The organism is Nocardia sp. CA-135398 (assembly GCF_050955845.1).
Taxonomy (GTDB): domain Bacteria; phylum Actinomycetota; class Actinomycetes; order Mycobacteriales; family Mycobacteriaceae; genus Nocardia.
This window is the reverse complement of sequence record NZ_CP192084.1, coordinates 1,998,780-2,024,411: the sequence shown is the minus strand read 5'-3', so window position 1 is coordinate 2,024,411 and position 25,632 is coordinate 1,998,780. Positions and strand designations below refer to the sequence as shown.

The 25,632-nt window shown below is 66.3% G+C and carries 20 protein-coding genes and 1 tRNA gene; 11 read left to right on the top strand and 10 right to left on the bottom strand.

What is annotated here, in order from left to right:
* Positions 1-46 precede the first annotated feature (46 nt).
* Positions 47-742 (bottom strand): hypothetical protein, encoded by a 696-nt coding sequence (locus tag ACQP1T_RS09085; protein ID WP_433759495.1) that lies wholly within the window; start codon positions 740-742, stop codon positions 47-49.
* A gap of 104 nt (positions 743-846) precedes the next feature.
* Here ACQP1T_RS09085 and ACQP1T_RS09080 point away from each other — a divergent pair, with 104 nt between their 5' ends.
* From ACQP1T_RS09080 to ACQP1T_RS09055, 6 genes are all read left to right on the top strand, one after another.
* Positions 847-2,034 (top strand): Lrp/AsnC family transcriptional regulator, encoded by a 1,188-nt coding sequence (locus ACQP1T_RS09080; protein ID WP_433759494.1) that lies wholly within the window; start codon positions 847-849, stop codon positions 2,032-2,034.
* A gap of 53 nt (positions 2,035-2,087) precedes the next feature.
* Positions 2,088-3,623, top strand: coding sequence for an ABC transporter substrate-binding protein (locus ACQP1T_RS09075; protein WP_433759493.1), 1,536 nt, complete (start codon positions 2,088-2,090; stop codon positions 3,621-3,623).
* Positions 3,620-4,612 carry an ABC transporter permease gene (locus ACQP1T_RS09070; RefSeq protein ID WP_433759492.1) on the top strand — a complete coding sequence of 331 codons (993 nt, stop codon included), beginning with the start codon at positions 3,620-3,622 and terminating at the stop codon, positions 4,610-4,612. The genes ACQP1T_RS09075 and ACQP1T_RS09070 overlap by 4 nt, the downstream gene beginning before the upstream one ends.
* A 20-nt stretch (positions 4,613-4,632) precedes the next feature.
* Positions 4,633-6,474, top strand: coding sequence for a dipeptide/oligopeptide/nickel ABC transporter permease/ATP-binding protein (locus ACQP1T_RS09065; protein WP_433759491.1), 1,842 nt, complete (start codon positions 4,633-4,635; stop codon positions 6,472-6,474).
* A gap of 35 nt (positions 6,475-6,509) precedes the next feature.
* Positions 6,510-7,301, top strand: coding sequence for an ATP-binding cassette domain-containing protein (locus ACQP1T_RS09060; RefSeq protein ID WP_433759490.1), 792 nt, complete (start codon positions 6,510-6,512; stop codon positions 7,299-7,301).
* A 134-nt stretch (positions 7,302-7,435) separates the two neighbouring features.
* Complete coding sequence (locus ACQP1T_RS09055; protein WP_433759489.1) at positions 7,436-7,894, top strand: hypothetical protein; 459 nt, start codon at positions 7,436-7,438, stop codon at positions 7,892-7,894.
* Positions 7,895-8,370: 476 nt separating this feature from the next.
* Here the strand turns inward: ACQP1T_RS09055 and ACQP1T_RS09050 are convergent, their stop codons facing one another.
* Together ACQP1T_RS09050 and ACQP1T_RS09045 are read right to left on the bottom strand one after the other, a co-directional pair.
* Entirely contained in the window at positions 8,371-8,919 is a 549-nt protein-coding gene (locus ACQP1T_RS09050; RefSeq protein WP_433759488.1) for a tetratricopeptide repeat protein, read from the bottom strand.
* 1,535 nt (positions 8,920-10,454) lie between these two features.
* Positions 10,455-10,527, bottom strand: a tRNA-Ala gene (locus ACQP1T_RS09045).
* 122 nt (positions 10,528-10,649) lie between these two features.
* Here ACQP1T_RS09045 and ACQP1T_RS09040 point away from each other — a divergent pair.
* The 3 genes from ACQP1T_RS09040 to ACQP1T_RS09030 all read left to right on the top strand — a co-directional run bounded on the left by ACQP1T_RS09040 (position 10,650) and on the right by ACQP1T_RS09030 (position 16,140).
* Positions 10,650-12,143, top strand: a complete 1,494-nt coding sequence (locus ACQP1T_RS09040) for a DUF222 domain-containing protein (RefSeq protein ID WP_433759487.1) — start codon at positions 10,650-10,652, stop codon at positions 12,141-12,143.
* Between the two features lie 1,308 nt (positions 12,144-13,451).
* Positions 13,452-13,784 (top strand): transglycosylase family protein, encoded by a 333-nt coding sequence (locus tag ACQP1T_RS09035; protein WP_433759486.1) that lies wholly within the window; start codon positions 13,452-13,454, stop codon positions 13,782-13,784.
* 397 nt (positions 13,785-14,181) lie between these two features.
* Positions 14,182-16,140, top strand: coding sequence for an MFS transporter (locus ACQP1T_RS09030; RefSeq protein ID WP_433759485.1), 1,959 nt, complete (start codon positions 14,182-14,184; stop codon positions 16,138-16,140).
* A 36-nt stretch (positions 16,141-16,176) separates the two neighbouring features.
* Here ACQP1T_RS09030 and ACQP1T_RS09025 read toward each other — a convergent pair whose 3' ends face one another.
* The 6 genes from ACQP1T_RS09025 to crcB (ACQP1T_RS09000) form a co-directional block, all read right to left on the bottom strand.
* A complete protein-coding gene (locus ACQP1T_RS09025; protein WP_433759484.1) occupies positions 16,177-16,914 on the bottom strand; it encodes a DsbA family protein in 738 nt (245 codons plus the stop codon).
* 129 nt (positions 16,915-17,043) lie between these two features.
* Positions 17,044-18,348, bottom strand: coding sequence for an MFS transporter (locus tag ACQP1T_RS09020; protein ID WP_433762107.1), 1,305 nt, complete (start codon positions 18,346-18,348; stop codon positions 17,044-17,046).
* Positions 18,349-18,577: 229 nt separating this feature from the next.
* A complete protein-coding gene (pgm, locus tag ACQP1T_RS09015) occupies positions 18,578-20,218 on the bottom strand; it encodes a phosphoglucomutase (alpha-D-glucose-1,6-bisphosphate-dependent) (protein WP_433759483.1) in 1,641 nt (546 codons plus the stop codon).
* A 47-nt stretch (positions 20,219-20,265) separates the two neighbouring features.
* On the bottom strand, positions 20,266-20,628 hold the full coding sequence (crcB, locus tag ACQP1T_RS09010; protein WP_433759482.1) for a fluoride efflux transporter CrcB: 363 nt from the start codon (positions 20,626-20,628) through the stop codon (positions 20,266-20,268).
* On the bottom strand, positions 20,625-20,999 hold the full coding sequence (locus tag ACQP1T_RS09005; RefSeq protein ID WP_433759481.1) for a DUF190 domain-containing protein: 375 nt from the start codon (positions 20,997-20,999) through the stop codon (positions 20,625-20,627). The genes crcB (ACQP1T_RS09010) and ACQP1T_RS09005 overlap by 4 nt, the downstream gene beginning before the upstream one ends.
* A 33-nt stretch (positions 21,000-21,032) precedes the next feature.
* Positions 21,033-21,491 (bottom strand): fluoride efflux transporter CrcB, encoded by a 459-nt coding sequence (crcB, locus tag ACQP1T_RS09000; protein WP_433759480.1) that lies wholly within the window; start codon positions 21,489-21,491, stop codon positions 21,033-21,035.
* Positions 21,492-21,718: 227 nt separating this feature from the next.
* On the opposite strand from crcB (ACQP1T_RS09000), the gene ACQP1T_RS08995 reads away from it, so the two are divergent.
* Positions 21,719-22,936: a lipase family protein gene (locus ACQP1T_RS08995; RefSeq protein WP_433762105.1), complete on the top strand. Its 1,218-nt coding sequence runs from the start codon at positions 21,719-21,721 to the stop codon at positions 22,934-22,936.
* Positions 22,937-23,334: 398 nt separating this feature from the next.
* On the opposite strand, the gene ACQP1T_RS08990 is transcribed toward ACQP1T_RS08995, so the two are convergent.
* Entirely contained in the window at positions 23,335-24,834 is a 1,500-nt protein-coding gene (locus ACQP1T_RS08990) for an MFS transporter (RefSeq protein ID WP_433759479.1), read from the bottom strand.
* A gap of 116 nt (positions 24,835-24,950) precedes the next feature.
* On the opposite strand from ACQP1T_RS08990, the gene ACQP1T_RS08985 reads away from it, so the two are divergent.
* Entirely contained in the window at positions 24,951-25,625 is a 675-nt protein-coding gene (locus ACQP1T_RS08985) for a TetR/AcrR family transcriptional regulator (RefSeq protein ID WP_433759478.1), read from the top strand.
* The last annotated feature ends 7 nt before the right edge of the window (positions 25,626-25,632 follow it).

The following is a 25,632-nucleotide window of genomic DNA, read 5'->3' as shown; positions in this document are numbered from 1 at the left end:
CGGTTATCCGGGCGCACAAGGGATTCGGGTGTCACTCAATGGAATGTCACTTGGTTGCGGGCGGGGTGAAGGGCTGATTGATGGTGGTGAAGTACTGCGCCGCTGCCAGAATGACGGCGGGCGCGGTCACGAACAGCGCACCCGCGATGGTGCCGAGGAATCCAGCGACGGCCATGCCGGCGATGCAGCCGAGCACGGCGCCGGGCAACGCGCCGAACATGAGGCCCAGCGCGCCCCCGAGCGGGAGGCCGACGGCGCCGCCGAGCAGGCAGCCGAGGCCCGCGCCGGCGATGCCGCCGACCACGGTGCCCACCGTCGCGCCCATGGTGATGGTGCTGGCCATGCGGCTCCAAGCGGCCTGCTCACGGTCGTACTGGCTCCGCCACGGCGCCTGGTCCTCGTACGGCAGTGCGACCGGCTTGTACGTGGCGTGTTCGAGGTCCAGTTGCGGAGTCAGCGTGGCCGTGCGGTCGGTGATCTCGGCGGCGATCGGAAAAACGAAATCGTCTACCCGGAAGGACAATTCGGTTCCGCCGAGTGCGATGCCATTCGCTGCTTTGATCTTGAAAACTCCATCCTCGACCACCATCGAGCCGCCGTCCGTGCGAATGACGGTGCTCTTGTCGGTGACGGTGGAGGTGAAGTCGATCTTGTCGGCGGAGGTCGGCTCAGCGCTCGAGACCCCAGCCGACAGGCACAAAGCGGTCGCGACCAGGGCGGCGGTAGCGGTCGATTTCCTCATCTTCGATCTTCCTTGCTTTCGATGTGTCGAACGTCGCACCACAATGCCGAGCAAGTTCCCGGCGACCCGAAAAACACTGAAACTCGTCAAAGAATGGTCGTGCGTTGCAAGAATTCACCACCCTCGATGAAGTCGACTTCGAGATCGCGGTCGTCCTGCAGATCGCACCGCGGGCGCAGTGGCAGCAGATCGGACGGGTACTCGGCATCGACGGCTCCACCGCCGCCCGGCGCTGGACACGACTGACCGAGGAGGGCCTAGTCTGGCAGAGCTGCTACCCGCTCGCCGTCGACGGCATCGCCCCGCTGACCGCCATCATCGAAATCGATTGCGCTCCGGGACGAATGGACGAGGTGTCGGCAGAGCTCGCCATGGACGGCAATGTGATCGCTCTCGACCACACCACCGGCGCACGGGATCTGCTGATCCGGGCGGTGTTCACCGATCAGGAGTCGATGGCCCGCTACCTGACCTTCCGGCTCGGCACGCTGAGCGGCATCGCGGCGAGCCGGTCTCAGGTGACGACCGCCCGATTCAAAGACAGCAGCCGGTGGCGGCTGGATCGCGTGGGCAGCAAGTACGCCCACGCTCTGGGTCTGTCCACCCGCCGCGCACCGGGTCACGGCTCGATCCGCGCCGACGATATGCCGCTGGTCCTCGCTCTCGGCGACGCCCCCCGTCAATCGGTCACGGCGCTGGCCGAACACACCGGGATGAGCCCGACGACCGTCTCGCGCAGGCTGGCGCGCATGGATGCCAACAATGCCCTGGCATTCACCTGCGAGGTGGCCCGGTTCGCCTCGGGATGGCCGCTGAGCGTGACGTTCTGGGGTTCCGCGCCGCTGGCGCGCATCAACGACGTCGGTTGCCGAATCGCGGGCATGCGGGAAACCCGCTCCTGCGCCGCCGCCACGGGCACCCGCAATATCATCTTCACCGTGTGGCTGCGCTCGATGCCGGATCTGCAGGCGTTCGAGGACCGGCTGTCCTCGGAGGTGGGTGACCTGTCGGTCCACGATCGCGCGATCTCGCTGTGGCCGTTGAAGATCGACGGCCACCTGCTCGACCCGACGGGACGCCATATCCGCAATATCCCCATCGGCTGCTGGCAGGACCGATGGGCGACGCAGGCACAGCACGCCCTCGTCGAACGGCTGCGCACCGCGCAAGCCACCAAAATGGATTCGACGGCAACAATTGTCGAGGCGGTGGATATGAGCACGCGACGACGCGATTCGACAGGATATTCGCGTGTGATCAGCACGCGCGAGGGAATTTCTGCGATTTCGTAGCGGCGGAGACCGGTTCTGATTCCTTGTGTGGACCCCCGCTCCAGGAGATCAGTATGAAACGTTCCCTCCTCGCCGCATTCTCGACCGCGGCGATTCTCACTCTCACCGCGTGCACCACTTCACAAGGCTCCGGGTCCGGCACCGTGCCCCGCGGGGGCGATGTCCGACTCGCGCTGACCGCTGATGTCAGCACGTTCGATCCGGCGCGCAACTCGTCGGGCGGTGACTATGTGCTCAACCAGCTGATGTATTCCCCGCTGATCGGCCTGGACGAGGGCAATATCCCGGTGCCGCGTCTGGCCGCGAGGTGGGCGCTCTCGGCGACCGGTGTCACGCTGACCCTGCGCACGGGGCTGACCTGCTCCGACGGTAGCCCGCTCACGGCGAGCCAGGCGGCCGCCTCACTGAACTACTACCGCAAGAACGCCACTGCCGCCGCATATGCCTTCGGGCCCGCCAATGCCGCTGACAAGACCACCATCACCGGTGACGACGCGACCGGCACGGTGTCGATCCAGCTGACCACGCCCTGGACCGAACTGCTGCCGGCGCTGTCGCTGCCGGCCACCGGAATCGTCTGCAAGCCGGGGCTCGACAACCCGGACAAGCTCGCCGCGGGCGATGTGCCGGGGGCCGGGACCGGCCCCTATACCCTCACCGAGAACGATCGCGGATCGCGGTACACACTGTCGCTGCGCGAGGGATTCGACGCCTATCCGCTGTACAAGAACCTGACGAGAGGCACGCCGCCCAAGAAGTATCAGCTGACCGTCGTCAAGTCCGAGTCGACCATCGCCAACCAGATGCAGACTGGGCAAATCGATTTCGGTTCCTTCACCGGGCCCGACGCCGCCCGGCTGGACAAGGGCTTCAGCACGCTCTCGGTGCCCACCGTGCGGTTCTACCTTATGTTCAACGAGCGGCCTGGCCATCCCGGCGCCGATCCCGACTTCCGAAGGGCGGTGGCGCAGGCGGTTGACGCGCAGGCGTTCGGCAAGGTGCTCGGTGGGGGCACCCTGTTGAAGACCTATGTCGACCCGTCTGCTGCCTGCGCCTCCGACGACGCCGGTCTGCTGGTCCACATCGACTCGGCGGCAGCCGGAAAGGTCTTGGCGGGCAAGACGATCAACGTGGTCGGCACCCGAGCGGTGGCCGACGGCGCGGGCAATACCTACATCGCCGAGGCGCTGCGCACGGCCGGAGCGACCGTCACCCTGAACAGCGCGGAGCAGGCCACCCTGTCCAGTTCTGTTCTCCCGGGCGGGGATTGGGACATCAATGTCATGGCGTCGCTATCCACCCGGTTGGTACAGGGAGCGTCGCTGCTCACCGGAGCCGAGCCGCCCAAGGGCCGCAACTATGGCGCGGTGCACAACGGCGGCTTCGAGGCCGGACTGAACACCGCCGTCACGACCGTCGACGAGGGCGCCAAATGTGCCGCGTGGCAACAGGCCCAGGCTGCCTTGCTGACGGCCATCGACATCGTTCCGCTGTCGACGCTGAACCTCCGCTACGTCTACCGCGACGGGCTGACGCTGCTGGGGCCGCCCACCCAGCTCGATCTCACCTCCCTGCGGACGACGGCATGACCGAGGCACCGGTAACGGACGGCACGACATCGGCGCGCTGGTCCCCCGGCCCGTGGACCGGGTTCCTGCTTCGGCGGGCGGGCGGACTGGCCGCCGTCGCCGCGACCTTGGTCGTGGTCACCTTCGCCATGATCCAGCTGATTCCGGGCGATCCCGCCGAGGCGCTGGCGGGGCAGAACGCGACCCCGGCCGATATCGCTCGCATCCGGCACGAACTCGGCTTGGATCGTCCGCTGGCAGTGCAATTCACCGACTACCTTGCCGGGTTACCGCGCGGTGATCTGGGCCGCTCGTTCCAGACCCGCGAACCGGTGGCCGACATCATCGCCACCCGGCTGCCGTTCACGGCGGAACTCGCCGCCTCGGCGCTGCTGCTGGTGCTCGCGATCGCGCTGCCGCTGGGCATCGCGATCGCCGCCCGGCGCAGCCGCGGCGTCGACAACGCGTTCACCGTGGGCACCGGATTGCTAGGCGCGGTACCGGAATACGTCATCGGCACCATGCTGGTGATGATCTTCGCCATCACGCTGCGGATACTGCCCGCCGGTGGCGCGGCGACGCCGCAATCGCTGCTGCTGCCGGTGGTCGCCATCGCGCTGCCGAGCAGCTGTGTCATGGCGCGCCTGGTGCGACGCGAAGCCGGAACGGTGCTGGCGCAGGACTACATTCGCACCGCGCACGGACGGCGATTGCCCACCCCGCGCCTGTACCTGCGGCACGTGCTGCCCAACCTGCTGCCCGCCGTCATGACCCTGAGTGGACTGGTGCTGGCCTCGCTGCTGGGCGGCACCGTGGTGGTGGAGACCGTATTCGCCTGGCCGGGCATCGGGCAACGGGTGGTCGACGCGCTGCTGGTCCGCGACTATCCGACGATCCAGGGCTGCGTGCTCGTACTGGGGCTGCTGGCCGCGACCCTGCACCTGACGGTCGATGTCCTGATCTCGTTACTGGACCCCCGATCGGCCTTGATGGGAGCTGAGAATCGTTGAACGCCAATATTTTACGCCGTGTGCACCCCTCACTGTGGTTGGGTGCGATCGGGATGACCGTGATGGTGCTCCTAGCCTTCATCGCACCGCTGCTGCTGCAGCACTCCGCGACTGCGATGTCGGGATCGATGCGCGGGGGCATGAGCTCCGAACACTGGCTGGGCACTGACGCCCTCGGGCGTGATGTCTGGGCGCGCACCCTGGTCGCCACCCGGCTCACCCTGCTACTGACCACCATCGCGACCGTGTTGGCGGCGCTGCTGGGCATCACCCTCGGCACGGTGGTATGGGTGTCGGGGCCGCGGGTACGCGAATTCGGTTTGCGCTTCATCGATCTCATGGTCACCGCGCCCACCCTGATCCTGGGCCTGGTAGTGGCCACCATCCTGGGCGCCGGTACCACCGCCTCGGTCATCGCGATCGTGCTGGGCGGGGCCCCGGGCTTCGCGCGGCTCACCACCACCCTGGCCGGGGCGGTCGCCGGCCGCGACTTCGTCTCGGCCGCAAGACTTCTGGGCGTACCGCCGTTCCGAGTGATGACGCGCCACCTGCTGCCCGCCATCTCCGGGCCGCTGCTGGTGCTGTTGTCCTCCGCGTTCGCGAGCGTGCTGGTCGCACTGTCCGCGTTGTCGTTCCTCGGCCTGGGGGTTCACGATCCCCGATTCGACTGGGGCGCACTGCTCAACAGCGGCCTGCGCTCCCTCTACACCAATCCCGCAGAAGCCCTGGGACCGGCGGTGGCGATCACGGTGACCGGCATGTTCGCCTCCCTCATCGGCGATGGCCTGGCCGCCACCCTGGATCCCAGAGAGCGTCGCGGGTCGCGGTCGGAGGGGACACCGGCCGCGCCCGCGATGCGTCCCGAACCGCGCGCACCCGGCGCGCTGCTCAGCGTGACCGGACTGACTGTCGAGCTGTCCAACGGTGTGCGGCTGGTCGATTCCGTGTGCTTCCAGGTCCGGCTGGGCGAGATCGTGGGCCTGGTCGGCGAATCCGGCTCCGGCAAGTCACTGACCGCCATGGCGGTGACACGCCTGCTGCCAGACGAATTGCGCTCGGACGCGGGCTGTCTCGATCTCGACGGCCTGGACCTGCTCGGCCCGCAACCGGATCCGAAACGGCTGGCGACCGAGATCGGCATGGTCTACCAGGACCCTTCGGCCTCGTTCAATCCGGCGCTGCGCATCGGCGGCCAGCTCACCGAGGTCCCCCGAGTGCACCAGCGCCTGACCCGCGCCGCCGCCACCGCCAAGGCGATCGAGGCGCTGCGCCGGGTGCGCATCAGGGACCCGGAGCACGTGCTGCGGCAGTATCCGCACGAACTGTCCGGCGGTATGCGCCAGCGCGCCATGATCGCCGCGGCGGTGCTGCCGGAGCCGAAACTGATCATCGCCGACGAGGCCACCACAGCACTCGACGTGACCGTGCAGGCCGAGGTATTGGACCTGCTGCGCGACATCAATCGGCGCGGAACAGGAATGCTGTTCATCTCGCACGATATCGGCGTGATCGGCACCCTGTGCGACCGCGTGGTGGTCATGTACGCCGGACGCGTCGCCGAGACGCTGACGGCCGCCGATCTGCGCGCGGGCCGCGCCAAGCACCCCTACACCCGCGCTCTGCTGGCCGCGAGCCCCACCCTGAACGGCATGTGCGCGCAGGAGCGGCTCCCCACCATTCCCGGCCGCCCGCCCGCACCGGACGAGCGTGGAGCGGGCTGTGCCTTCGCGCCCCGCTGCCCGATCGCGGTGCCGCGCTGCGCGACCGAGGTCCCACCCGAGGTGAACGGCGTCGCATGCCACGTCGTCAACGTCGGTGGCGCGACCGAACGCCATGCAGCACAGGCGGTTTCGGCACCGTGACGAATGAGATAGCCATTGAGAAAGGTTCAGGCACCATGGCCGATGATGACACCACCCCGGGCGGCACCGCGACCGATGGGCTCACCGTCGAGGACCTGACACTGATCTACGGCTCGGGCCGACGTGCCCGCACCGTGGTCCGATCGGTGTCGCTGCGGGTTCCGCGCGGCCGAACCCTCGGCCTGGTAGGCGAATCCGGCTCGGGTAAATCCACTATCGGCAAGGCAGTGGTGGGCCTGCTGCGCCCCAGCGCCGGACGAATCCTGCTGGACGGCCAAGATCTCGCCGGCGCACGGCGCCGGGCAGCGGTGCGGCGAGTACAACTGGTATCCCAGGACCCCTACTCGTCGCTGAACCCACGACTGACCATAGGCCGGGCCATCGCCGAAGCCATCGATCCGGGCGGGGCCGACGCCGGACGCCACTTTGCCGCCATCGCGCGCTCGCTCGAGACGGTATCCCTGGATCCAGCCGCGGCCTGGCGCTATCCGCACGAATTCTCCGGCGGCCAGCGCCAGCGCATCGCCATCGCACGCGCGCTCGCGGTCGAACCGGAGGTGATCGTCGCCGACGAGATCACCTCCGCCCTCGACTGCTCGGTCCAGGCCGAGGTCCTCAACCTCCTTTTGGACTTGCGTCAACGCCTCGCGCTGACCATGGTGTTCATCTCCCACGACCTGGCGGTGGTCCGACATGTCAGCGACTCGGTAGCGGTGCTGCGCCACGGCGAACTCGTCGAATCAGGCCCGGCCGCAACCCTGTACAGCAATCCCACCCACCCCTACACCCGGCATCTGCTCGACAGCGTGCCCCGATTCGCGGAGTAGCAGGCGGAAAACTGAACCTGTTCGATGGCCTATATTCGGCTGCCCACGGTCACACACCCGGACGCCTACATCGCGGCGGCACTGCGTAACCAGGCCGACCGGATCCGGTTCGCGCGCACCGGTACACGCCAGCAGTGACCCGCCAAGACGCCCGCGTCCTACCGCGGGAACGCCGCGCGCAGACCGCGCGGATCCATGCCCGCATCCGCGAACTCGCGCCCCTATTGCCGACACTGGTGCGCAGCGTCCGCCAACATTACGACGCCGCAACAGAACTACTGCGCCTGGCCCGCGCCAGCGCACCCGGACAACAGTTCGAGGTCAACGGGCGCACCTACAGTCGGCCGAGGACCGGTTACGGCTCCAGCAGTCGCCCGCGGCTGCAGGGCGACGACGGCGCGATCATGCATCCGGAATCGGCTGAGCACGAAGCGTTCTGGTCCTGGGCGATGATCGAGGTGTTGCGCCACACCGGTATCCGCATCGAGGAGTTGCTCGAGCTGACCCACCACTCGATCCAGCCCTACCGCCAACCCAACGGCACCATCGTTCCTGCTGCAGGTTCGCCGACGAGCACCGACCACACTTGCTGAAATCGCATCCTCGATCGCGGCGTGGATTGGCGGTCAAACCCGAAAATCGCAGACCGGCTGCTGAACGCTCCAGTCCGAGCCCCGGATCCTGTTCGCAGACAACAGCTCTCGGTACTGCTCGCACGAGGTCCGGCAGGCTGGTCTCCCAATCGTCAAGGACGAAGGCACCCACGGAGATCCTCGGTTCGAGGCCTTCCCACAATAGCTCTGCCACTCTGCCCGCGTCGCTGAGGTCGACGTGGATGGCCGGGTCCCTGGCAAGCAGTATCCCGGACCTGATCGCCCGTTCGGAGTCCCTCCAGCAGCACAGCCACCGCGCCCGGGTTGTCGAGGAGGCATGGACGGCGGGGTCGCGCGCAGCCTGTATCCGGGCCTGATCGTCCGGTCCACGAATCGACCTGACCGGCACCAGTCGCGAACGTCGACGACAAGATCGGCCACCTCGAGTCGACCCGGCAGGCACCGGTTCCGGCGGGTCAGAAGATCCCGGCGATGTACGGCGCGCCGCTGCGTGTCCAGCCGGTCAGCAGCCCCTGCAGTTTTTCCTCGGCATACGGGTGGCCGGCCGCGGCGGCGGCGCGAAAGAACTCCGCCGCCTCGTCTCGGTCCCGTACCTCGAGGACCACCGCCAAGTTGTACATGGAGGTGACATCGCCCGCCGCGGCCCCACGACGCCACCACTTTTCGTACTCCGCGACCCGCTCGCGCCGGAAGTACAACGAGCCGAGGTTGGCCATCGCCGCACCGGAACCAGCGTCGACGCCCACCCGCAACCACCGCTCGGCCTCCTCATCCTGTCCCAGCTCCGACAGCAGGTTGCCGAGGTTGCTCATCGCCTTCGTATCCCCCGCCTCGGCGGCCTGCGCATAGAACTCGACTGCCTCCTCTCTATCCCCTCGCTCGACCAGCCGCAACGCCAGATTGAATGCCGCGTCAGCCTCCCCAGCCCCCGCCGCAGCCCGATACCAGCGTTCCGATTCAGCGAGCTGCCGCTGCTCGGATTTCAGAAACCCGAGGTTGTACATCGCTTTCGCATCCCCAGCCGCGGCCGCCTACACCCACCACGTCTCGGCGGTGGACTCATCGTCACGTTCGACAGCCCACAAGCCCAACGTCCGCATCGCACCGACATGCCCCGCCGACGCCGCCACCCTATATTCCGGCTCCGCCTCCGCCGCACGGTCCGCACGCGTCAACGCCTAAGCACGCTCGTACGCCGCCGCCCCACCATCACCATTCATACCGAACCTTCCCCTGCGCTCACCCCCCGACCGTATCGCGCAGTGCCAGTACGTATTCGCACCCCTGGCAAGCGCCGCCGCACGCGAATCGGGCGCCACCTGAGGTCCGGGCAGCACACCCACCGGTAGTCACCGAACGCAGGCACCGAGACCGCCGTCATGCTCGGCTGCTCGACGGGGCATGGCTCAGCTCCGGCCTCCTCGATCACGTTCGCGGCTGTCCAGCCGCCGTGCACCGCTGCCCGAGTGGACGATGGCGCGCCACCCGACCGATGTGCGATCGGCACCCTGGATTGCGGTTATCCGAGATGCAGGGCCACCTAGGCGCGACTCTCCCGCCCGTTGGCACACTGAGCCGTGAAACATACAAATAAAGGCCCTGACCTCCGTAAATGAGTGGAGCTATGGGGACTCGAACCCCTGACGCCACTCAGGAGTTCGTGATGTCTCGTGATTCCCGCTAGGTCCCACTCTTGGGCAGAACGATCCCTCATCCCAGGTGCGCGAAGTTTTCTTGAATTAACAGCGTGCCCCCAGGAAACCGCCGATCAGAACCGGCCCCATCCTTATAGGGCCCCGCCGGGGCACGAACGTGCGGCAACCGGACCAGAACCGTCACGCGCTATTTGCCGATGACCAGCAGTTTTCGGTGTTGCAGCAGGTTGGCGTACTGGTCGATACCCCCTACCGAGATGAACCCACGGCGCACCCGCCTCGGTGAGCGAGCAGCCGAGCGGACGTCCCAAGTGCAGGCGATCGCGTGGCAGACTGCTCAGATCAATAATTCGAGGCCGAAACAACCTGGGGCATCAAATGGATCCAGAAGGACCAGCAGTCATCCCAACCGAGTACGTCACTCGTCAGTCGACCCGAATCATCGCGAACGGGCACAGAGACTACAGAGCCGCCAGCATCGCGGAGCCCGACGACGCCTTCTCCTACCCATTTCCGGATCGGGGCAACCCGATGTTGGAATACCTGGTCCGCAAGGCGAAGGAACTGGAAGACGAGGAAGGTCAGCCACCGTACACATGGTTGGCAGTACACGCCTGGTACGAAGGAGCCCTCCAAATGCTGGCCTCTACACCTCCGACGCCGAATGCTTCCGCCGAATAGCATGAGAGGCTCCGCCGTAAGACATGAATCGGGCGACGCCCAGGGCTGCATCCACTCACCCCCTCGATCTGAACACCGACACCCGTGTCGGACGCCGCACCGCTTCAGCGAAAGGCGGGCCAAAACGTGGGGTAAACGTGGGGTTGGTTCAAATGAAACAGGTCAGGCCCGGTGCAATACCGGTCCTGACCTGCTATTTCAAGTGGAGCTAAGGGGACTCGAACCCCTGACCCCCACACTGCCAGTGTGGTGCGCTACCAGCTGCGCCATAGCCCCGAATGGGTTGCCGTCGGGTTTCCCTGACTGCCTGAACGAAGTTACACCACTGGCGTGTCGGCAACCAAATCGCCTTGATTCAGGGGTGGCGGAGGGGATCGTTCGACCGTAGACTCGAACACATGTTCGATAGCGATGAGCTCGCATCCTTGGACTTCGGGGCCATGACCGACGAGGGGTTGATCGAGGCCTTGCGGGCGGCGCACGGGCGGGCCGCGGCGGCGCAGGCGGCCGAGGTGTTCGCGGTGCGCGAGTTGTATCGACGACATCGCGCCGAGAGTGCGGAGCCGGGGCCGGGTGGGGTTCGGGCCGGGGAGTTCGCCGCCAGTGAGGCCGCGGTGGCACTGCAGGTCGATGAGGGGACGGCGGGGGCGTTGATCGATATCGGTCTGGCACTGGAGGATTCGTTGCCGCGAACGCGGGCGGCGTTCGCGGCGGGCCGGATCGACCTGGCCAAGGTGCGAGTGATCGTGGACAACACCCGGGCGGTGGCCAGGGAGGTGTTGGACGCGTTGGAACCGCGACTGCTCGATGCGGCGGCACGGAACAATCCGGTTCGGCTGCGGCAGGCGGCCCGGCGGTGGGCGGCGCGATTGGATCCCGGCGGCACACAGCGGCGGCGGGAGTTGCGGCAGGACGAGCGCGACGTTCGGCTGCGAGCCGTGCAGGACAGCATGGCCGTATTCGACGGGTTACTCCCCGCGCCGGGTGCGCAGACAGTGGCGATGCGGCTGCGCGAGATGAGTATGCAGGTGTGCGCATCGGATCCGCGGCCTATGCCGCAGCGGCGGGCGGACGCGCTGGTGGCGCTGGCGGATGGTTCCGGGCGGCTGAAATGCCAGTGCGGACGCGGTGAACGTTGTCCGAAGTTCGGTATGCCGACCGAACAACCGCGCAAGCCCTTGATCCAGATCGGAATTCCCGCGGACACGCTGCTCGGAATTCAGGAGGATCCAGCCTTTCTGGCCGGGTACGGGCCGATCGATGCGGCACTGGCCCGAATTCTGGCCGAACACGCACGCTTCCAGGTCATTCCGGAACGGGCGAACGCCGACGATGACGCAGCGGCGCTGCGGTGCCAGCCATCGCATCGCCTGGAGCGCGAGGTGCGCGCGGTCGACGGCATGTGCCGCTTTCCCGGATGCGTCATGCCCGCCGCCGAATCCGAGCTCGACCACAATCACCGCCTCGACCACCAGCATCCCGACCGCGGCGGACACACCATCCGCGCCGATCTGGCCACACTCTGCACCCGGCACCATCGTCTGAAAACGTTGGCGGACAACAAAAGACTGCCCTGGCGCATCTGGCGCGCCGATCCGGATCGTCTCCAATGGACCGCACCGACCGGCGATATCCACACCACGATCCGCGAGGGCGCGCGATACCTATTTCCGCGCACCGACACCGACGCCCCCGTCACCCCCTACACCGGCCATCCCCACTCCGAATCCCCTCCCGCAATCCCCATCCGCCCCACCGACCGACCACCCGCCGAAGACATCGCCTACCCCCTCGACGGTTACATAGTCATCCACGGCCAGCTACGGCGAATCCGCCCCGAAGACGAGATCCCCGACGACCATCCCCAGCCAGCCCAGTTCCGCGGCCACTGACCGGACCATTCCGCCCTGAGCGAGTCGCCGGGCTGCCCGAGAGTCCCCGCCATTCCGCTCCGGCGGCTGGCAGGGACGGGTACCGATCCGCACCAAGCGGCTACCAGGTACCGATCCGTCAAGCGGCTAGCAGGGACTGTCGGGCGCCGATCCGTTGCGAGCGGCTAGCAGGGACCGCCGGGTACCGATCCGTTGCGAGCGGCTAGCAGGGACCGCCGGGTACCGATCCGTTGCGAGCGGCAAGCAGGGACCGCCGGGTACCGATCCGTTGCGAGCGGCTAGCAGGGACCGCCGGGTACCGATCCGTTGCGAGCGGCAAGCAGGGACCGCCGGGTACCGATCCGTTGCGAGCGGCAAGCAAGACTGTCCGGTACCGATCCGTACCGAGCGGCTAGCAGGGTTGTCCGGATGCCGGATCCACTCGAAGCAGCTCGCACGGAGACTCCGATGCCGCGCCCACTCCGAGCCATCCATCAAGGCCGCTCCGACGCCCGCGCCATTTCGAGCGGCTTTCACGGCCGCCGGACGCAATCGAGCCATGCCGAGCCAGTCGAACCGCAGGCCCACGCCCCGGGGCTTCGTTGACGGTGCAAGCGACCGCGCACGGAAGTGTCTCCCAGTCACTGTTCGCAACCCATATCGCCGCTCGGCCCCTACATCGTCGCTCGCGATGCCACATCGCCATCCCACGAAGCAGCGTGTCCGATTGCACGTGGTCGGCAAGAGCTGTGCGCTGTCGGCGTCGCCGGGCATCAGAGTCCACCCAGCGACCTGCGTCCGCCACGCACGCACGTCGGCGAGGTAGCTCGCACCCCGGATCAAGCGTCACAAAACACCCATATGCCGCAAAACTCGATTTGTTGAACCTCGCACCGAGCCGAGCGCCATTCACAAATACCCCAGCAGGTGACAACTTCATCATCAGCATCGAGCCGGACAGGCCGCGAAATCGGACATACACCCCAGGATTCGGCGTTCAAACGCGATCCAGGTCACTATTTCGTAGTGATACCGAACACATAACGTAACTATCACGAACGGTCGTATATATACATTTTTACGCATTCGAACTGGGCGGATATCGCTATTCCGCAGTTGAGGTCGAGGCAATTCGGACGTTATCTCAACGTGATCTGTCGCGAATTCTTCGCTAGCGTCGTCAGCAGCCCGGATCAACGCGACGGGCTCGAACTCGAATCGCTGAACGCCGGTAACCCTGCCCCGCGGTTTCGAGGGTCCCCGATATCGCTGGGGGCAGGGACACGGCGGAAGTCCGCCGATGCCGAGCGGGCGCAGCCAGGAATCCATATGACTCAGAACCGCAAGTTCACCCGTGCCCTTGGAATCGCCGCCGTCGCCGGTGCCATCGCCGCCGTTCCGTTCGGCCTGTCCACCGCCACCGCATCGGCCTCCGGCCACAACTGGGACGCTGTCGCCCAGTGCGAGAGTGGTGGCAACTGGGGCATCAACACCGGTAACGGCTTCGCCGGCGGTCTGCAGTTCACGCAGAGCACCTGGGCGGCCAACGGCGGCTCGGGCAGCCCGAGCAACGCCAGCCGCGAGGAGCAGATCCGCGTCGCGGAGAACGTGCTCGCCACCCAGGGCCCGGGCGCTTGGCCCGTGTGCGGCTCTTACCTGTAAGCCCGGATAGACCTGACGGGGTCCGTGCCTGATGGCACGGACCCCGTTGTCGTCAGTGCGATCGACGCAATCGCCAGTGCTGCAATCATTTCCGGCAACCCGGTGAGCAACCGCCGCTGAATTCCGCCGAACACCTACCCCGCATCGAAATCGAAACCCCCTCCGCGGCGGCCGAATTCACAATTCCCATCCCACCTCGAGATGCTTGTGGCGTCAACCAATAGTCCCACTCATCGGTACCGTTTATTCCAATTGCGCAAATCGAGCGTTCTCATGGTCCGAAACACCTGCGGGCAGTGATCCATCTCACTACCCTGTGTCCACCCGGCAACTCGTCCTGATCCACACATGGGTCAGGTCCTTTACGAAATGCCGTGGCTAGAAAGGCATCTCGACCATGAGCTCGACCCAGACCGCAGATCCGCCGACCCTGCTCACGGGGCTGTGGCAACGCAAGCTACCGCACTATCCCGATACACCCGCCCGCTCCTGGTACCTGGCCGTCGTGGTCATCGCCTCGATCGCGCTCTACTACCAATTGTTCGTCACCGGAGCCGTGGGCAACGAACTCATCGGCTACTTCGACCTGTCCTTCGCCTACTTCGTCTGGATCTTCATCATCGGCGCCGCCTTCGGCGCGGTAGCCTCGGTGCTCGCGGGCGTGCTGGATCGATGGGGGCGGGCGAATATCGTCGCCTACGGCGTGGTGATCTGCTCGCTGCTGACCCTGTTCGCGGTGCCCGCGACGACCACCAAGGAGCAGTACCTGTTCGTGTACTGCCTGGTCAGCATTGTCGAGGGTGCGGTGCTGGTGGCCACACCTGCACTGATTCGCGACTTCTCCCCGCAGCTGGACCGGGCATCGGCAATGGGCTTCTGGACACTGGGACCGGTCATCGGCGCCCTGGTCACCACACAGATCTCCACCCATACGCTCGACGCGCATCCCGACTGGCAGTACCACTACCGGCTCTGCGGTGTAATCAGCCTCGTCATCGCGGTGGTCGCGGTGATCGGATTACGCGAGCTCAGTCCGCAACTGCGCGACCAGATCATGGTGACATTGCGCGACCGTGCGTTGATCGAGGCCCGCGCCCGCGGTCTGGACGTCAAGGAACTCGAGCAGGGTGTGTGGCGACAGATGTTGCGCCCCAACATCATCGGCTCGGCGTTGGCGATCAGCCTGTTCCTCGCCTTCTTCTACACCATCGTGTCGTTCCTGCCGGTGTATATGGCGACGAACTTCGGCTTCAGTCCGGCCAAGGCCAATGCGCTCGGCAACTGGTACTGGGCCGCCAATGCGGTCGCCCTGGTACTGGCCGGGATCGTGTCGGACAAACTCAAGGTGCGCAAGCCGTTCATGATTGTCGGCGCGCTCATCAGCATCGTCGGCATGTACCTGTTCATCGGCTATACCGATCAGCCCGATACCGATTACTACTCGTTCGCAATGGTTTTCGTGGTCATCGCGGTCGGCACCGGCATTGCCTACTCCACCTGGATGGCCAGCTTCACCGAAACGGTCGAGGCCCGTAATCCGGCCGCGACCGCGGTGGGTCTCGCGGTGTGGGGCGGCACGCTGCGCAGCGTCGTCACGGTGGTGCTGTTCGGATTGCTGATCGTGGTGAACGCGGCCGGTCCGCTGGTCAATTACGGACCGAGGCTGTCGGAGATCGCGCACAAATACGCCCAGCAACTCGCGACCATCCAAACGGTCGGCACGGAAACCCTTGCGGCACTGCAGCAGAACCCCAGTGATCAGGCCGCACAGGTCACCGCGCTGACCAAACTGACCGGCGCGTCACCCGCCGACATCCAGACCACCGTCGGTCTCAACACCCGCTACCCGCAGGAGTTGGCCACGCTGCAGGCCATCGATTCGGCGACACTGGCCACGCTGACCACGAATCCAGCCGATGCGAACGCGGGACTGGCGGCGGTCGGACAGGTCGCCAAGAAGTTCGGCATTCCGGTGGATCAGGCGATCGCACGTCTGCAAGCCGTTCAGCAGATTCCCGCCGCCGACCTGGCGGTGGCGGCGACCGTCGGGCCCAAACTGGCGCAGGCGACTACGCGGTTGCAATCTGTCGGCACCATCCCGGCCGATGATCAGGCCTATCTGGCCGCGCACGCCAAGGAAGTGCAGCAGGCGCAAGCCGATTCCCCCGAGCAATGGGAACGCTGGTGGTGGATTTGCCTGGCCGCGCAGGTCGTCTTCCTGCCGTTCGTCTTCCTGATGGCCGGACACTGGAGCCCGAAGAAGGCGGCCGCGGAGGCCAAGGCACACGACGAACTCGTCGAGCGCGAATTGGCCGAGATCGCGAAGGGTGAGCCGGAGCCGGAACCCGCCGGATAGGTGCGTCGTGCCGGGCGGTGCCGCCGCCCGGCACGATCACTTGGTCAGGTCGAGGACCCATTCGTGGTTGTTCACGTCGACCTTGGTCTTGCCGTCGAAGACGGCGGGCGTGGCGACCTCGCCATTGGCATCGGTCAGCGCGGCGCGTGCCATTTGGGCGTGGATCTTCGCCGCGTCGAGTTTCGCGCCGGAGCTGATGCACTGCACCGCCTCCAGCGCGGCGCCCGATTCTTTCGCGACATTCGCGAGATCGTCATTGCTGAGATCCGCACCGCCTTCCTTCGGCTGTTTCGAGGTGAACAGCAGCGCGTGGAATTTCGAATACACCGGACCCGAACCGGTATCTGCGACACACTCGTTCGCGGCGACCGCACGGGTCGAATAGTCCTTGCTCTTCGACTTCGGGTCGAGGAAGGTCACGAGGTGGTAGCGGACGGCGAGCTTGCCCGCATCCATCTGCTGCGCGATCTCCTGACCGTAGAGCCGTTCCAGCGCACCGCAGGACGGGCACAGCGGATCTTCGTACACATCGATGGTCTTCGCCGCGTCGGGGCGGCCGAGGAGAATGGTGCCGTTGTTCTGGTCCAGGACCGCATGCACGTCCGCGCTGTGCACCGAACCGTATCCGTCATTGCGGATCGTGGCGTCGTCACGCCCCCACCGGAACGCCAGGATCACGATCAACACGATGAGCGCGAGCGCCACCCCACCCAGCGCATATGTGGTCGCACTGGACATCGGCCGCGGCGTGTATTTCGATCCCGAATCGCTCACCCCGACCACTCTGCCCCAACCGAGCCCCACCCGGTGCACGGGGTGGGTTCTGGACTGTTGATCACCATGTATCCCTGCAGGCAAACGTCGACAGCGCCTCCAGGGATACATGGTGATCAGACGTCCAGATCAGTGTGAGGCGTAGTTGTTGCCTTGGGGGTCGGGGGTGTCGACGAGGCGGTCGGGGGCTTCGGGGCCGTAGGTGTAATCAGGTGGGGATTCCGGGACGGCTTCCACTTTCGATTTCGCAGGTCGTCGCTGTAGTGGTTCTGGGACGAGTGTCCAGATGGCGGCTGCGATGGCGAGTAGTGCGCCGGTCAGGGCGAGGGCGAGGCCGTAGGAGAAGTTTTGGGCCACGGCCCCTACCGCGACGGGGCCGATGACGGTGCCGAGGTCGGCGGCCATTTGGAACCCGGCCAGGACCGGGCCGCCGCGGGCATTCGGTCCGATGACATCCGCTACCGCCGCCTGTTGGGCGGGGGTGAACATGCCCGAGCCGAGTCCGGCCACGAATGAGGTCGCCAGCAGCCATGGCAGGTTCGATGCGAGACCGAGTCCGGCGGTACCGGCCGCACAGATCAGCGATCCGATGATCAGGAAGGGCTTGCGCCCGAAACGGTCCGAGAGTCTGCCGGATGCGAACAGCACCGCCACATTGCCCGCGGCGAACACCGTCAGGGTGACACCGGCCATGCCCGGTTTCTGATGCAGCACTTCGACAACCAGCAGGGGCACGAGTGCCATCCGCACGCCGAATACCGCCGCGCCATTGGCGAAATTGGACAGCAGGACCGCCCGATACTCCGACCGTGCCAATCCCTCCCGGAACGACATCAGGCGCAGCCCGCCGACCGGTTCCGGCGCCGCCAACGTCGAATGCCGCAAGTTCACGTAGACCACCGCGGTAGCGAGCAGCAGCGCCGCCGCGTAGATCAGGAACGGCGCCCGCAACCCGAGCCCGGCGAGCGCGCCGCCGACCAGCGGTCCGCTCACCGACCCGATCAGAAAACTCGTCGACCACAGTCCGGACACCCGCCCGCGCTGCGCGGGCGGCGACATCCGGATCACCAGCGCCAGCGACGACACCGTGAACATGGTCGACCCGACCCCGCCCGCCGACCGCAAAACCAGCAGCTGCCAATAACTCTGGGCAAACGCACTGGCCCCGGTCGACACCGCGACAATCAACAAACCCCCGAGATACACCGACCGCTCCCCCAGTCGCTGCACCAATCGCCCGCTGACCGGCGCGAACAGCAACCGCATCAACGCAAACGCACTGACAATCGCCGAAGCCGCGGCGACCCCGACCCCGAACCCCCGCGCAAATTGCGGCAAAACCGGCGCCACCAGACCGAACCCGACGGCGATAACAAACGAAGCCCCGACCAACACCCAGATCTCAACCGGCAACGCCCTGGACACCACCACCATCGCCCCAGCCCCGCCCTGGCCCGCCGCCTCCAACGCCTGCGCCGTTCCCACCGGCACCGCCGCCCCCAAAACACCTGCTGACTCAGCCGAAGCCCCGGAACCGAGCGATCCCGCCCCACTCGAAGCCGCTGGCGTCCCCGACGCCTTCGCCAACCCAACTGGCACTGCCGAATCCGCTGCCCCCGATGCCGCAGAGGCTCTCGAACCCAGCGACCCCTCAGTCGATCTATCACTCACCGGACAGCGCCTGCCCCACCACTTCTTCCGCGGCCGCTTGGACCTGGGTCAGGTGTTCGGGGCCCTGGAAGGACTCCGCGTAGATCTTGTACTTGTCTTCGGTGCCGGAGGGGCGGGCGGCGAACCAGGCGTTTTCGGTGGTGACCTTCAGGCCGCCGAGTGGGGCGCCGTTGCCGCGGGCGCGGGTGAGGACCGCGGTGATCGGCTCACCGGCGATCTCCTTTGTGGTGATCATGTCCGGTGTCAACTTCCCGAGCAGTGCTTTCTGTTCCGGGGTCGCGGCGGCGTCGATGCGGGCATAGGCCGGACTGCCGTAGCGCTTCTCGAGTTCGACATAGCGCGCGGACGGACTCTGGCCGGTGACGGCGGCGATCTCGGTGGCCAGCAGGGCGAGCAGGATGCCGTCCTTATCGGTGGTCCACACGGTGCCGTCCATCCGCAGGAACGATGCGCCCGCGCTTTCCTCACCGCCGAAAGCCAGACTGCCGCTGAACAATCCGGGCACAAAGAATTTGAAGCCGACCGGCACCTCGTACACATCGCGCCCGAGCACGCTGACCACCCGGTCGATCATCGACGAGCTCACCGCCGTCTTGCCGATCTTGGTGAGCGCATCCCAACCCATCCGATTCGCGACCAGATATTCGATGGCGACCGCGAGGAAGTGGTTCGGATTCATCAGTCCGCCATCGGGTGTGACGATGCCGTGCCGGTCCGCGTCGGCATCGTTGCCGGTGGAGATGTCGTAGTCGTCCTTGATCGCGATCAGCGAGGCCATCGCATAGCGCGAGGACGGATCCATCCGGATCTTGCCGTCGGAATCCAGCGTCATGAACCGCCAGGTCGGATCGACGAACGGATTGACGACCTCGAGTTCGAGGTCATAGCGCTGGCCGATCTCCTCCCAGTAGTCGACACTGGCCCCACCCATCGGATCGGCGCCGAGCCGGATCCCGGCACCGCGAATGGCGTCCAGGTTCAACACATTCGGCAGATCCGCGATGTAGTGGTCGAGGTAGTCGTAGCGTTCGACGCAGTTCTCCAGCGCATGCCGCAGCGTGGTCCGCCGCACCCCGGCCAGTCCGCTGCGCAACAGCTCGTTGGCGCGGTTGGCGATGGCGTCGGTGGCCTTGGTATCGGCCGGACCGCCGTGCGGCGGGTTGTATTTGAAGCCGCCGTCGCGCGGCGGATTGTGCGACGGCGTGACCACGATGCCATCGGCCTGATGCTTGGCCCCACCGCGGTTGTGCCGCAACACCGCATGACTCAGCGCGGGCGTCGGGGTGTAGCGATCGCGGGCGTCGATCATCGTCGTCACATCATTGGCGGCCAGCACCTCGAGCGCGGTGGTCCACGCGGGCTCGGACAAGGCGTGGGTATCGCGGGCCAGATAGACCGGACCGGTAATCCCGCGCGTGGCACGGTATTCCACGATCGACTGGGTGATGGCCAGGATATGCGCCTCGTTGAACGCGGTGTCCAGACTGGAGCCCCGATGCCCCGAGGTGCCGAAGGCCACCTGCTGCCCGGGCTCGGCCGGATCCGGGATGCGGCTGTAGTAGGCCGTCACCAGACGCGCGATGTCCTCCAGGTCGGTGGGGCGCGCGGGTCGCCCGGCTCGATCATGGGCCATGCTCGGGTCTCCCTTCCATGTCGGCTGCGCCCGGCTCGTCATCAAAATCATGTCCACAACCACTGGGTCGTGGCCGCGGCGAGGTACACCGCGGTCAAGCTGGTCACGACGCTGAGCACCACATTGCCCACCGCATAGGCGTAGGCGCCCTCGGCGGCGAGTCTGATCGTCTCGTAGCCGAAGGTGCTGAATGTGGTCAGCGCACCGCAGAAACCTGTTCCCGCGGCAGCCAACAACCAATTGTTCGTGCCGGCGCCGACCAGTCCACCCAGCAACGCCGAACCGACAATGTTAACGGTCAATGTGCCCAGCGGCAGCAGAGATTCGAATCGCGCGGCCACCGCACGGTCGATGAGGTATCGCGCAGGCGCGCCGACCATGCCACCGACCAGGACGAGCACCACCATCATCGGGCGACCCCCAGACTCGGCTGCCAGATCTCGACCTCGGACAATGCGACGTTCACCCTGACGAGCACCTCGGAATTCTGTTCGACGAAGGCGCGTAACCGCTCGGCCTGGTCGATGATCATCACCAGTACGGGTAGGTGTTCGGCCAGATCGAGGATCCGGCTGGTGTGGATGCGCGAGGACGAGCCGTAACCCTCCACGCCGCGCCACACGCTGGCGCCGGCCAGTCCGGTGTCGCGGGCGCGCCGCACGATCTCGTGGTACAGGGGCCCGTGCCGCCACTTGTCGTCCTCGTCGAGCAGCACCGTCAGCCGCGCCGCCGACTGCCACTGTCCCGCCGCCGGACCACTGCCCGTCGGTGAATCTTTCATCGCCTGACCCCCTTCCGTCGCGCTCTCCACTATTCAACTCGTCCGCCGTGCCGTACCAGTAGCCCACCGTGCCGAAAACATGCCGAGCACAACCGCCCCCAGGCCCGCCACCACTGTCCCCCCGAGATAGCCGAGCGCCTCGACCGCCGCACTCGATTCGAGCAGTCTACGAACCTCGAGGCTGTAGGTGGAAAAAGTGGTGAAGCCGCCGAGCACGCCGATACCGAGAAACGGGCGGAGCAGTCTGTGGGCTACCCACACCTCGGTGATCAGAACCATCAGAATTCCGATCGCAAAGCATCCCACCACATTGATCGTGAAGGTCGCCCAGGGGACCTGATGCGGTTGCGCGGGCCAGCACACGCCGATGCCGTAGCGCGCCAGCGCACCGAGGCCACCGCCGAGCGAGATCACCACCAGCACAGACGGCTCGACGGCAGGGGTGCGGGCCCGCTGACCCATGCGCTGACCTCCTGCCGAGCCGAATGTCACCGGCGCAATGCTACGGTCGGCTCGGTCGAGCCGAACATCCGGTACGACGGCACGCGCCATGAACGGTGCCGTTCGTCGACATGGCGACACCGAGAACGTACGAATGCCACGAAGGTTTGGCCGAAGTTCCCACCTACCCCTACGGACACAGGTCGGGAGCGATGATGGCGGCACGATCGGCGATACCCGAAACGCCTCGGAATGCGGCGAATAGCGGGCGCCAGCAACTGTTCGGCAGATCGATTCGCGGCATTTGGGGACCTTCGGTCCGGCGACTCGGCATCGCGGCATTGACGGTCGCGCTGGCCGGGCTCGGCTACGCACCGCCCGCCCTGGCGCAGGCGCTCTATCCGATTCCGGAGCCGGACGGTTTCTATTGGGCGCCACCGGATGTGGGCAATTTCCAGTCCGGTGATGTGATCCGCAGTCGGCCGGTGGCCGCGGCGGGCTTTCCTGGCGCGACAGCGTGGCAGTTGCTGTACCGGTCGACCGATTCGGCGGGCGGTCCCATCGCGGCCGTGACCACCCTGCTGGTACCCGCGGGCGGCGGACTCAACCGGCCGCTGGTCTCGTATCAGCCGTTCGTCAACTCGCTCGGCATGCAGTGCGCGCCATCGCACACCATCTTCAACGGCGCGATGCAGGAAGCGCCCGCGCTCAATCTGCTGCTGGCCCGCGGCTGGGCGGTCGCGATTCCCGACCATCTCGGACCGACCAGCGCCTATGGCGCGGCCCGGCTCGGCGGTCGGCTGACCCTGGACGGAGTTCGCGCGGTAAAGCGTTTCGCGCCAGCGGATCTCGCGGGTAGTCCGGTCGGCATGGCCGGATATTCGGGCGGCGGTATGGCGACCGGATTCGCTGCGGCAATGGCACCGGAGTATGCGCCGGAGCTGCCGATCGTCGGGGTCGCGCAGGGCGGCGTTCCGGTGAATATCGGCAAGCTGGCCCGTGATGTCGGCGTCCGGCCGAGCCCACTGTTCGGCCTGGGTTTCGCGGCCGCGGTCGGGCTGGAGCGTGAATATCCGGCCCAGCTGCCGATGGAGCGGATCCTCAATCCCGCGGGTTGGGCACTGCGCAACCAGGTCGCCAATGCCTGCGCCCCCGAAATCATTGCGGCGGGCGCGGATAAGAGCTTCGACGACGTCTTCAACGGTTCGATGTTCGACGCCGACCCCGACACGATCCGGATCCTGCACGAGAACAGCCTGGAGACCTATCCCGGCGTACCACGCGTTCCGGTGTACGCATGGAACGGCACAAACGACCCGGTGGACCCTTGGCTGGCCCGCGAGGTGATGGGCCGCTACTGCGCGGCGGGCACGCCGGTGCTGTTCGACCTGATCCCGGGAACCGACCACGGTTCGGCGATATTCGCCGGTACACCACGGGCATTCAGCTATCTGTCCGACCGGTTCGCGGGACTCCCTGCCCCGAGCAACTGCTGACACAACACCGCGCCCGCGTCGAGAACAACGCGAGCGCGGTGCATTCGGACAGACCGTGCGAGAACCCTCTCACCAGACACAACGGAGCGAGTCTTACGAGCGACCCGTTCGCGGCCCGTCTCGTGTCCGAGTCGTCGAAGCGCGTGTCGCAGGCTCGGGACTCGACCACCGGCATGCGTGCATCAAGTGCCCAACATCCCGCCATTGGCGGCCCCGGCGGAGCGAGTCTTACGAGCGACCGTTCGCGGCCCGTCTCGCGTCCGAGTCGTCGAAGCGCATGAGACGTAGTCGCGAGTCTCGACGGCACCGCTAGCGACTGCTTGCAGGTCGCTCGAAATGGTCGGACGCGAGACATCCGGGGGCCGCGAACACGCCGCGCCGCAGGCGCGGCCAACAACTCAGTGCACGATTACCGGTTCACCCTCTGAGGGAGCTGGAACCGTATTCGGCATCAGGAATCCGGTGATCACCGCACCGGCCACGAAAATCGCGGTGGCCCACCAGAAGCTGGTCGTGTAGCTCTCGATCTGGGCCTGTGCCACGGCCAGCGGACCCGGCGTATGCGACGACAGGTAGTCCGTCGCGGCCGAGGCGGCGATGGTGCTCAGCAGCGCTGTGCCGATCGAGCCGCCGACCTGCTGGCTGGTGTTGATCATCGCCGAGGCGACACCGGCATCCTCGTGGTGCACACCGGCCGTCGCGCCCTGGAAGGCGGTCGACATCGCGCCACCGAGACCGAGGCCCATCAGGACCAGGGCGGGCAGGATATTCGTGACATAGCTGCTGTCCAAGCTGATCTGGGTCAGCCATGCCATGCCGAGCGCGGCGACCAGGAAGCCACCGGCGACCACCATCTTCTGGCCGACCTTCGGCAGCAGCAGCGAGGGCACCGTGGTCGAGGAGGCGACCATGCCCGCCACCATCGGCAGGAACGCCAGACCGGTCTTGATCGGCGAGTAGCCCATGCTCAGCTGCATGTAGTAGGTCAGGAACAAGAAGATCGCGAACATTCCGATGCCCATGACGAACACCGTCAGGAACGAACCGCCGCGGGTCCGGTCCAGCACGATACGCAGCGGCAACAGCGGATTCGCGACCCGGGTCTCGATCGCCACGAACACCGCGAGCAGTGCCGCGCCACCAATCAGGAAACCGAGCGTGACCGGGTTACCCCAGCTGGTCGATTCGGCGTGCGAGAAACCGTAGACGATGCCGAACAGCGCGGCCGTCACCACGACAGTGCCGGGCATATCGAGCTTCGGCCGCTCGGTCACCACGTGCTTGGCCAGCAGCAGCACCGCGCCGATCAGCGCGACCGCGGCGAAACCGAGATTCACGAACATCACCCAGCGCCAAGAGGCCCATTCGGTGAGCATGCCGCCGAGCAGCAGACCGATGGCGCCACCGGCACCGGCGACCGCACCGAAGATGCCGAAGGCCTTGGCCCGTTCACCCGGTTCGGTGAAGGTGACCGTCAGCAGCGACAGCGCGGCGGGTGCGAGCAGCGCGCCGAACACACCCTGTCCGACCCGGGCCGCGACCAGCATTTCGAAGCTGGTGGCAGCGCCGCCGACCGCGGAGGCGCCGGCGAATCCGATCAGGCCGATAATGAAGGTGTTACGTCGGCCGAACAGGTCACTGAGTCGGCCACCGAGCAGCAATAGGCTGCCGAAGGCCAGGGCGTAGCCGGTGACGACCCACTGCCGATCGCCATCGCTGAAACCGAGGTCCTGTTGCGCTGCGGGCAGCGCGATATTCACAACGGTCGCGTCGAGCACAACCATGAGCTGAGCCACGCCGAGTACGGCGAGCACCCACCAGCGCAGGGCGTGTGAGCCGCGGCGGCCCGAGTCGGTTTTCTCGGGGGCGGGTGCCCCACGGTCCAACGTGGTAGTCATGTGTCCCCTTTGTCTCGAGGCTTGATCCGGAGGCTGTTCCTCCGCTTATCCAGTAAGCTAACACAATAACGGAGACAACTCCTCCACTTAATCCCGCTTATTGCTAGGATGTGCCTGTGAATCCCGCCACTACCGTGCCTCCACCTCGGCGTCTACGCGCCGACGCTGCACGCAATCAGCAGCGCATCGTCGAGGCAGCCCGCCAGCTCTTCGCCGATCACGGCTTGGAGATCACCCTCGATGACGTGGCCGAACGCGCCGGGGTCGGCGTCGGCACCGTCTACCGACGCTTCGCCAACAAGAAGGAACTGATCGCCGAGGTCTTCGAACAGAATGTCGGCGAGTTCGCCGTCGCCGCGGAGACCGCGGCCAAGCATCCCGACCCATGGCTGGGGCTTGTCCAGTTCTTCGAATACGCCTGCACCCATCTGGCTACCAATCGCGGCTTCAGCGAGGTCATGCTCGAACTCGAGGAGGATCTCGAGCGCTTCGCCCAGTTGCGCGATCGGATCAAGCCGACCGTCGCCGCGGTCATCGACCGCGCGCGCGAAGCCGGTGCACTGCAACCCGATATCGAGCCCACGGACTTCTTCGCGCTGATCCATATGGTCGACGCGCTCGCCGAGTTCTCCAAGCCGGTCAATCCGAATGCCTGGCAACGCTATATGGCCATCGCGCTCAACGGCGTTCGCAGCGATGAGACGCCGCGCCGCCCGCTACCAGCACCCCCCTTGACGGACGAGGAAGTCGAACAGGCCAAGTCGTTCGCCTGTGCGGGCCGCAGGCGTTAGCGCAAAA

Coding starts and splice junctions, on each gene's coding strand:
- ACQP1T_RS09085 (WP_433759495.1), bottom strand. CDS start 742: ATGAGGAAATCGACCGCTACCGCCGCCCTGGTCGCGACCGCTTTGTGC.
- ACQP1T_RS09075 (WP_433759493.1), top strand. CDS start 2,088: ATGAAACGTTCCCTCCTCGCCGCATTCTCGACCGCGGCGATTCTCACT.
- ACQP1T_RS09070 (WP_433759492.1), top strand. CDS start 3,620: ATGACCGAGGCACCGGTAACGGACGGCACGACATCGGCGCGCTGGTCC.
- ACQP1T_RS09060 (WP_433759490.1), top strand. CDS start 6,510: ATGGCCGATGATGACACCACCCCGGGCGGCACCGCGACCGATGGGCTC.
- ACQP1T_RS09050 (WP_433759488.1), bottom strand. CDS start 8,919: ATGTACAACCTCGGGTTTCTGAAATCCGAGCAGCGGCAGCTCGCTGAA.
- ACQP1T_RS09040 (WP_433759487.1), top strand. CDS start 10,650: ATGTTCGATAGCGATGAGCTCGCATCCTTGGACTTCGGGGCCATGACC.
- ACQP1T_RS09035 (WP_433759486.1), top strand. CDS start 13,452: ATGACTCAGAACCGCAAGTTCACCCGTGCCCTTGGAATCGCCGCCGTC.
- ACQP1T_RS09030 (WP_433759485.1), top strand. CDS start 14,182: ATGAGCTCGACCCAGACCGCAGATCCGCCGACCCTGCTCACGGGGCTG.
- ACQP1T_RS09020 (WP_433762107.1), bottom strand. CDS start 18,348: ATGGTGGTGGTGTCCAGGGCGTTGCCGGTTGAGATCTGGGTGTTGGTC.
- pgm (WP_433759483.1), bottom strand. CDS start 20,218: ATGGCCCATGATCGAGCCGGGCGACCCGCGCGCCCCACCGACCTGGAG.
- crcB (WP_433759482.1), bottom strand. CDS start 20,628: ATGATGGTGGTGCTCGTCCTGGTCGGTGGCATGGTCGGCGCGCCTGCG.
- ACQP1T_RS09005 (WP_433759481.1), bottom strand. CDS start 20,999: ATGAAAGATTCACCGACGGGCAGTGGTCCGGCGGCGGGACAGTGGCAG.
- ACQP1T_RS08990 (WP_433759479.1), bottom strand. CDS start 24,834: ATGACTACCACGTTGGACCGTGGGGCACCCGCCCCCGAGAAAACCGAC.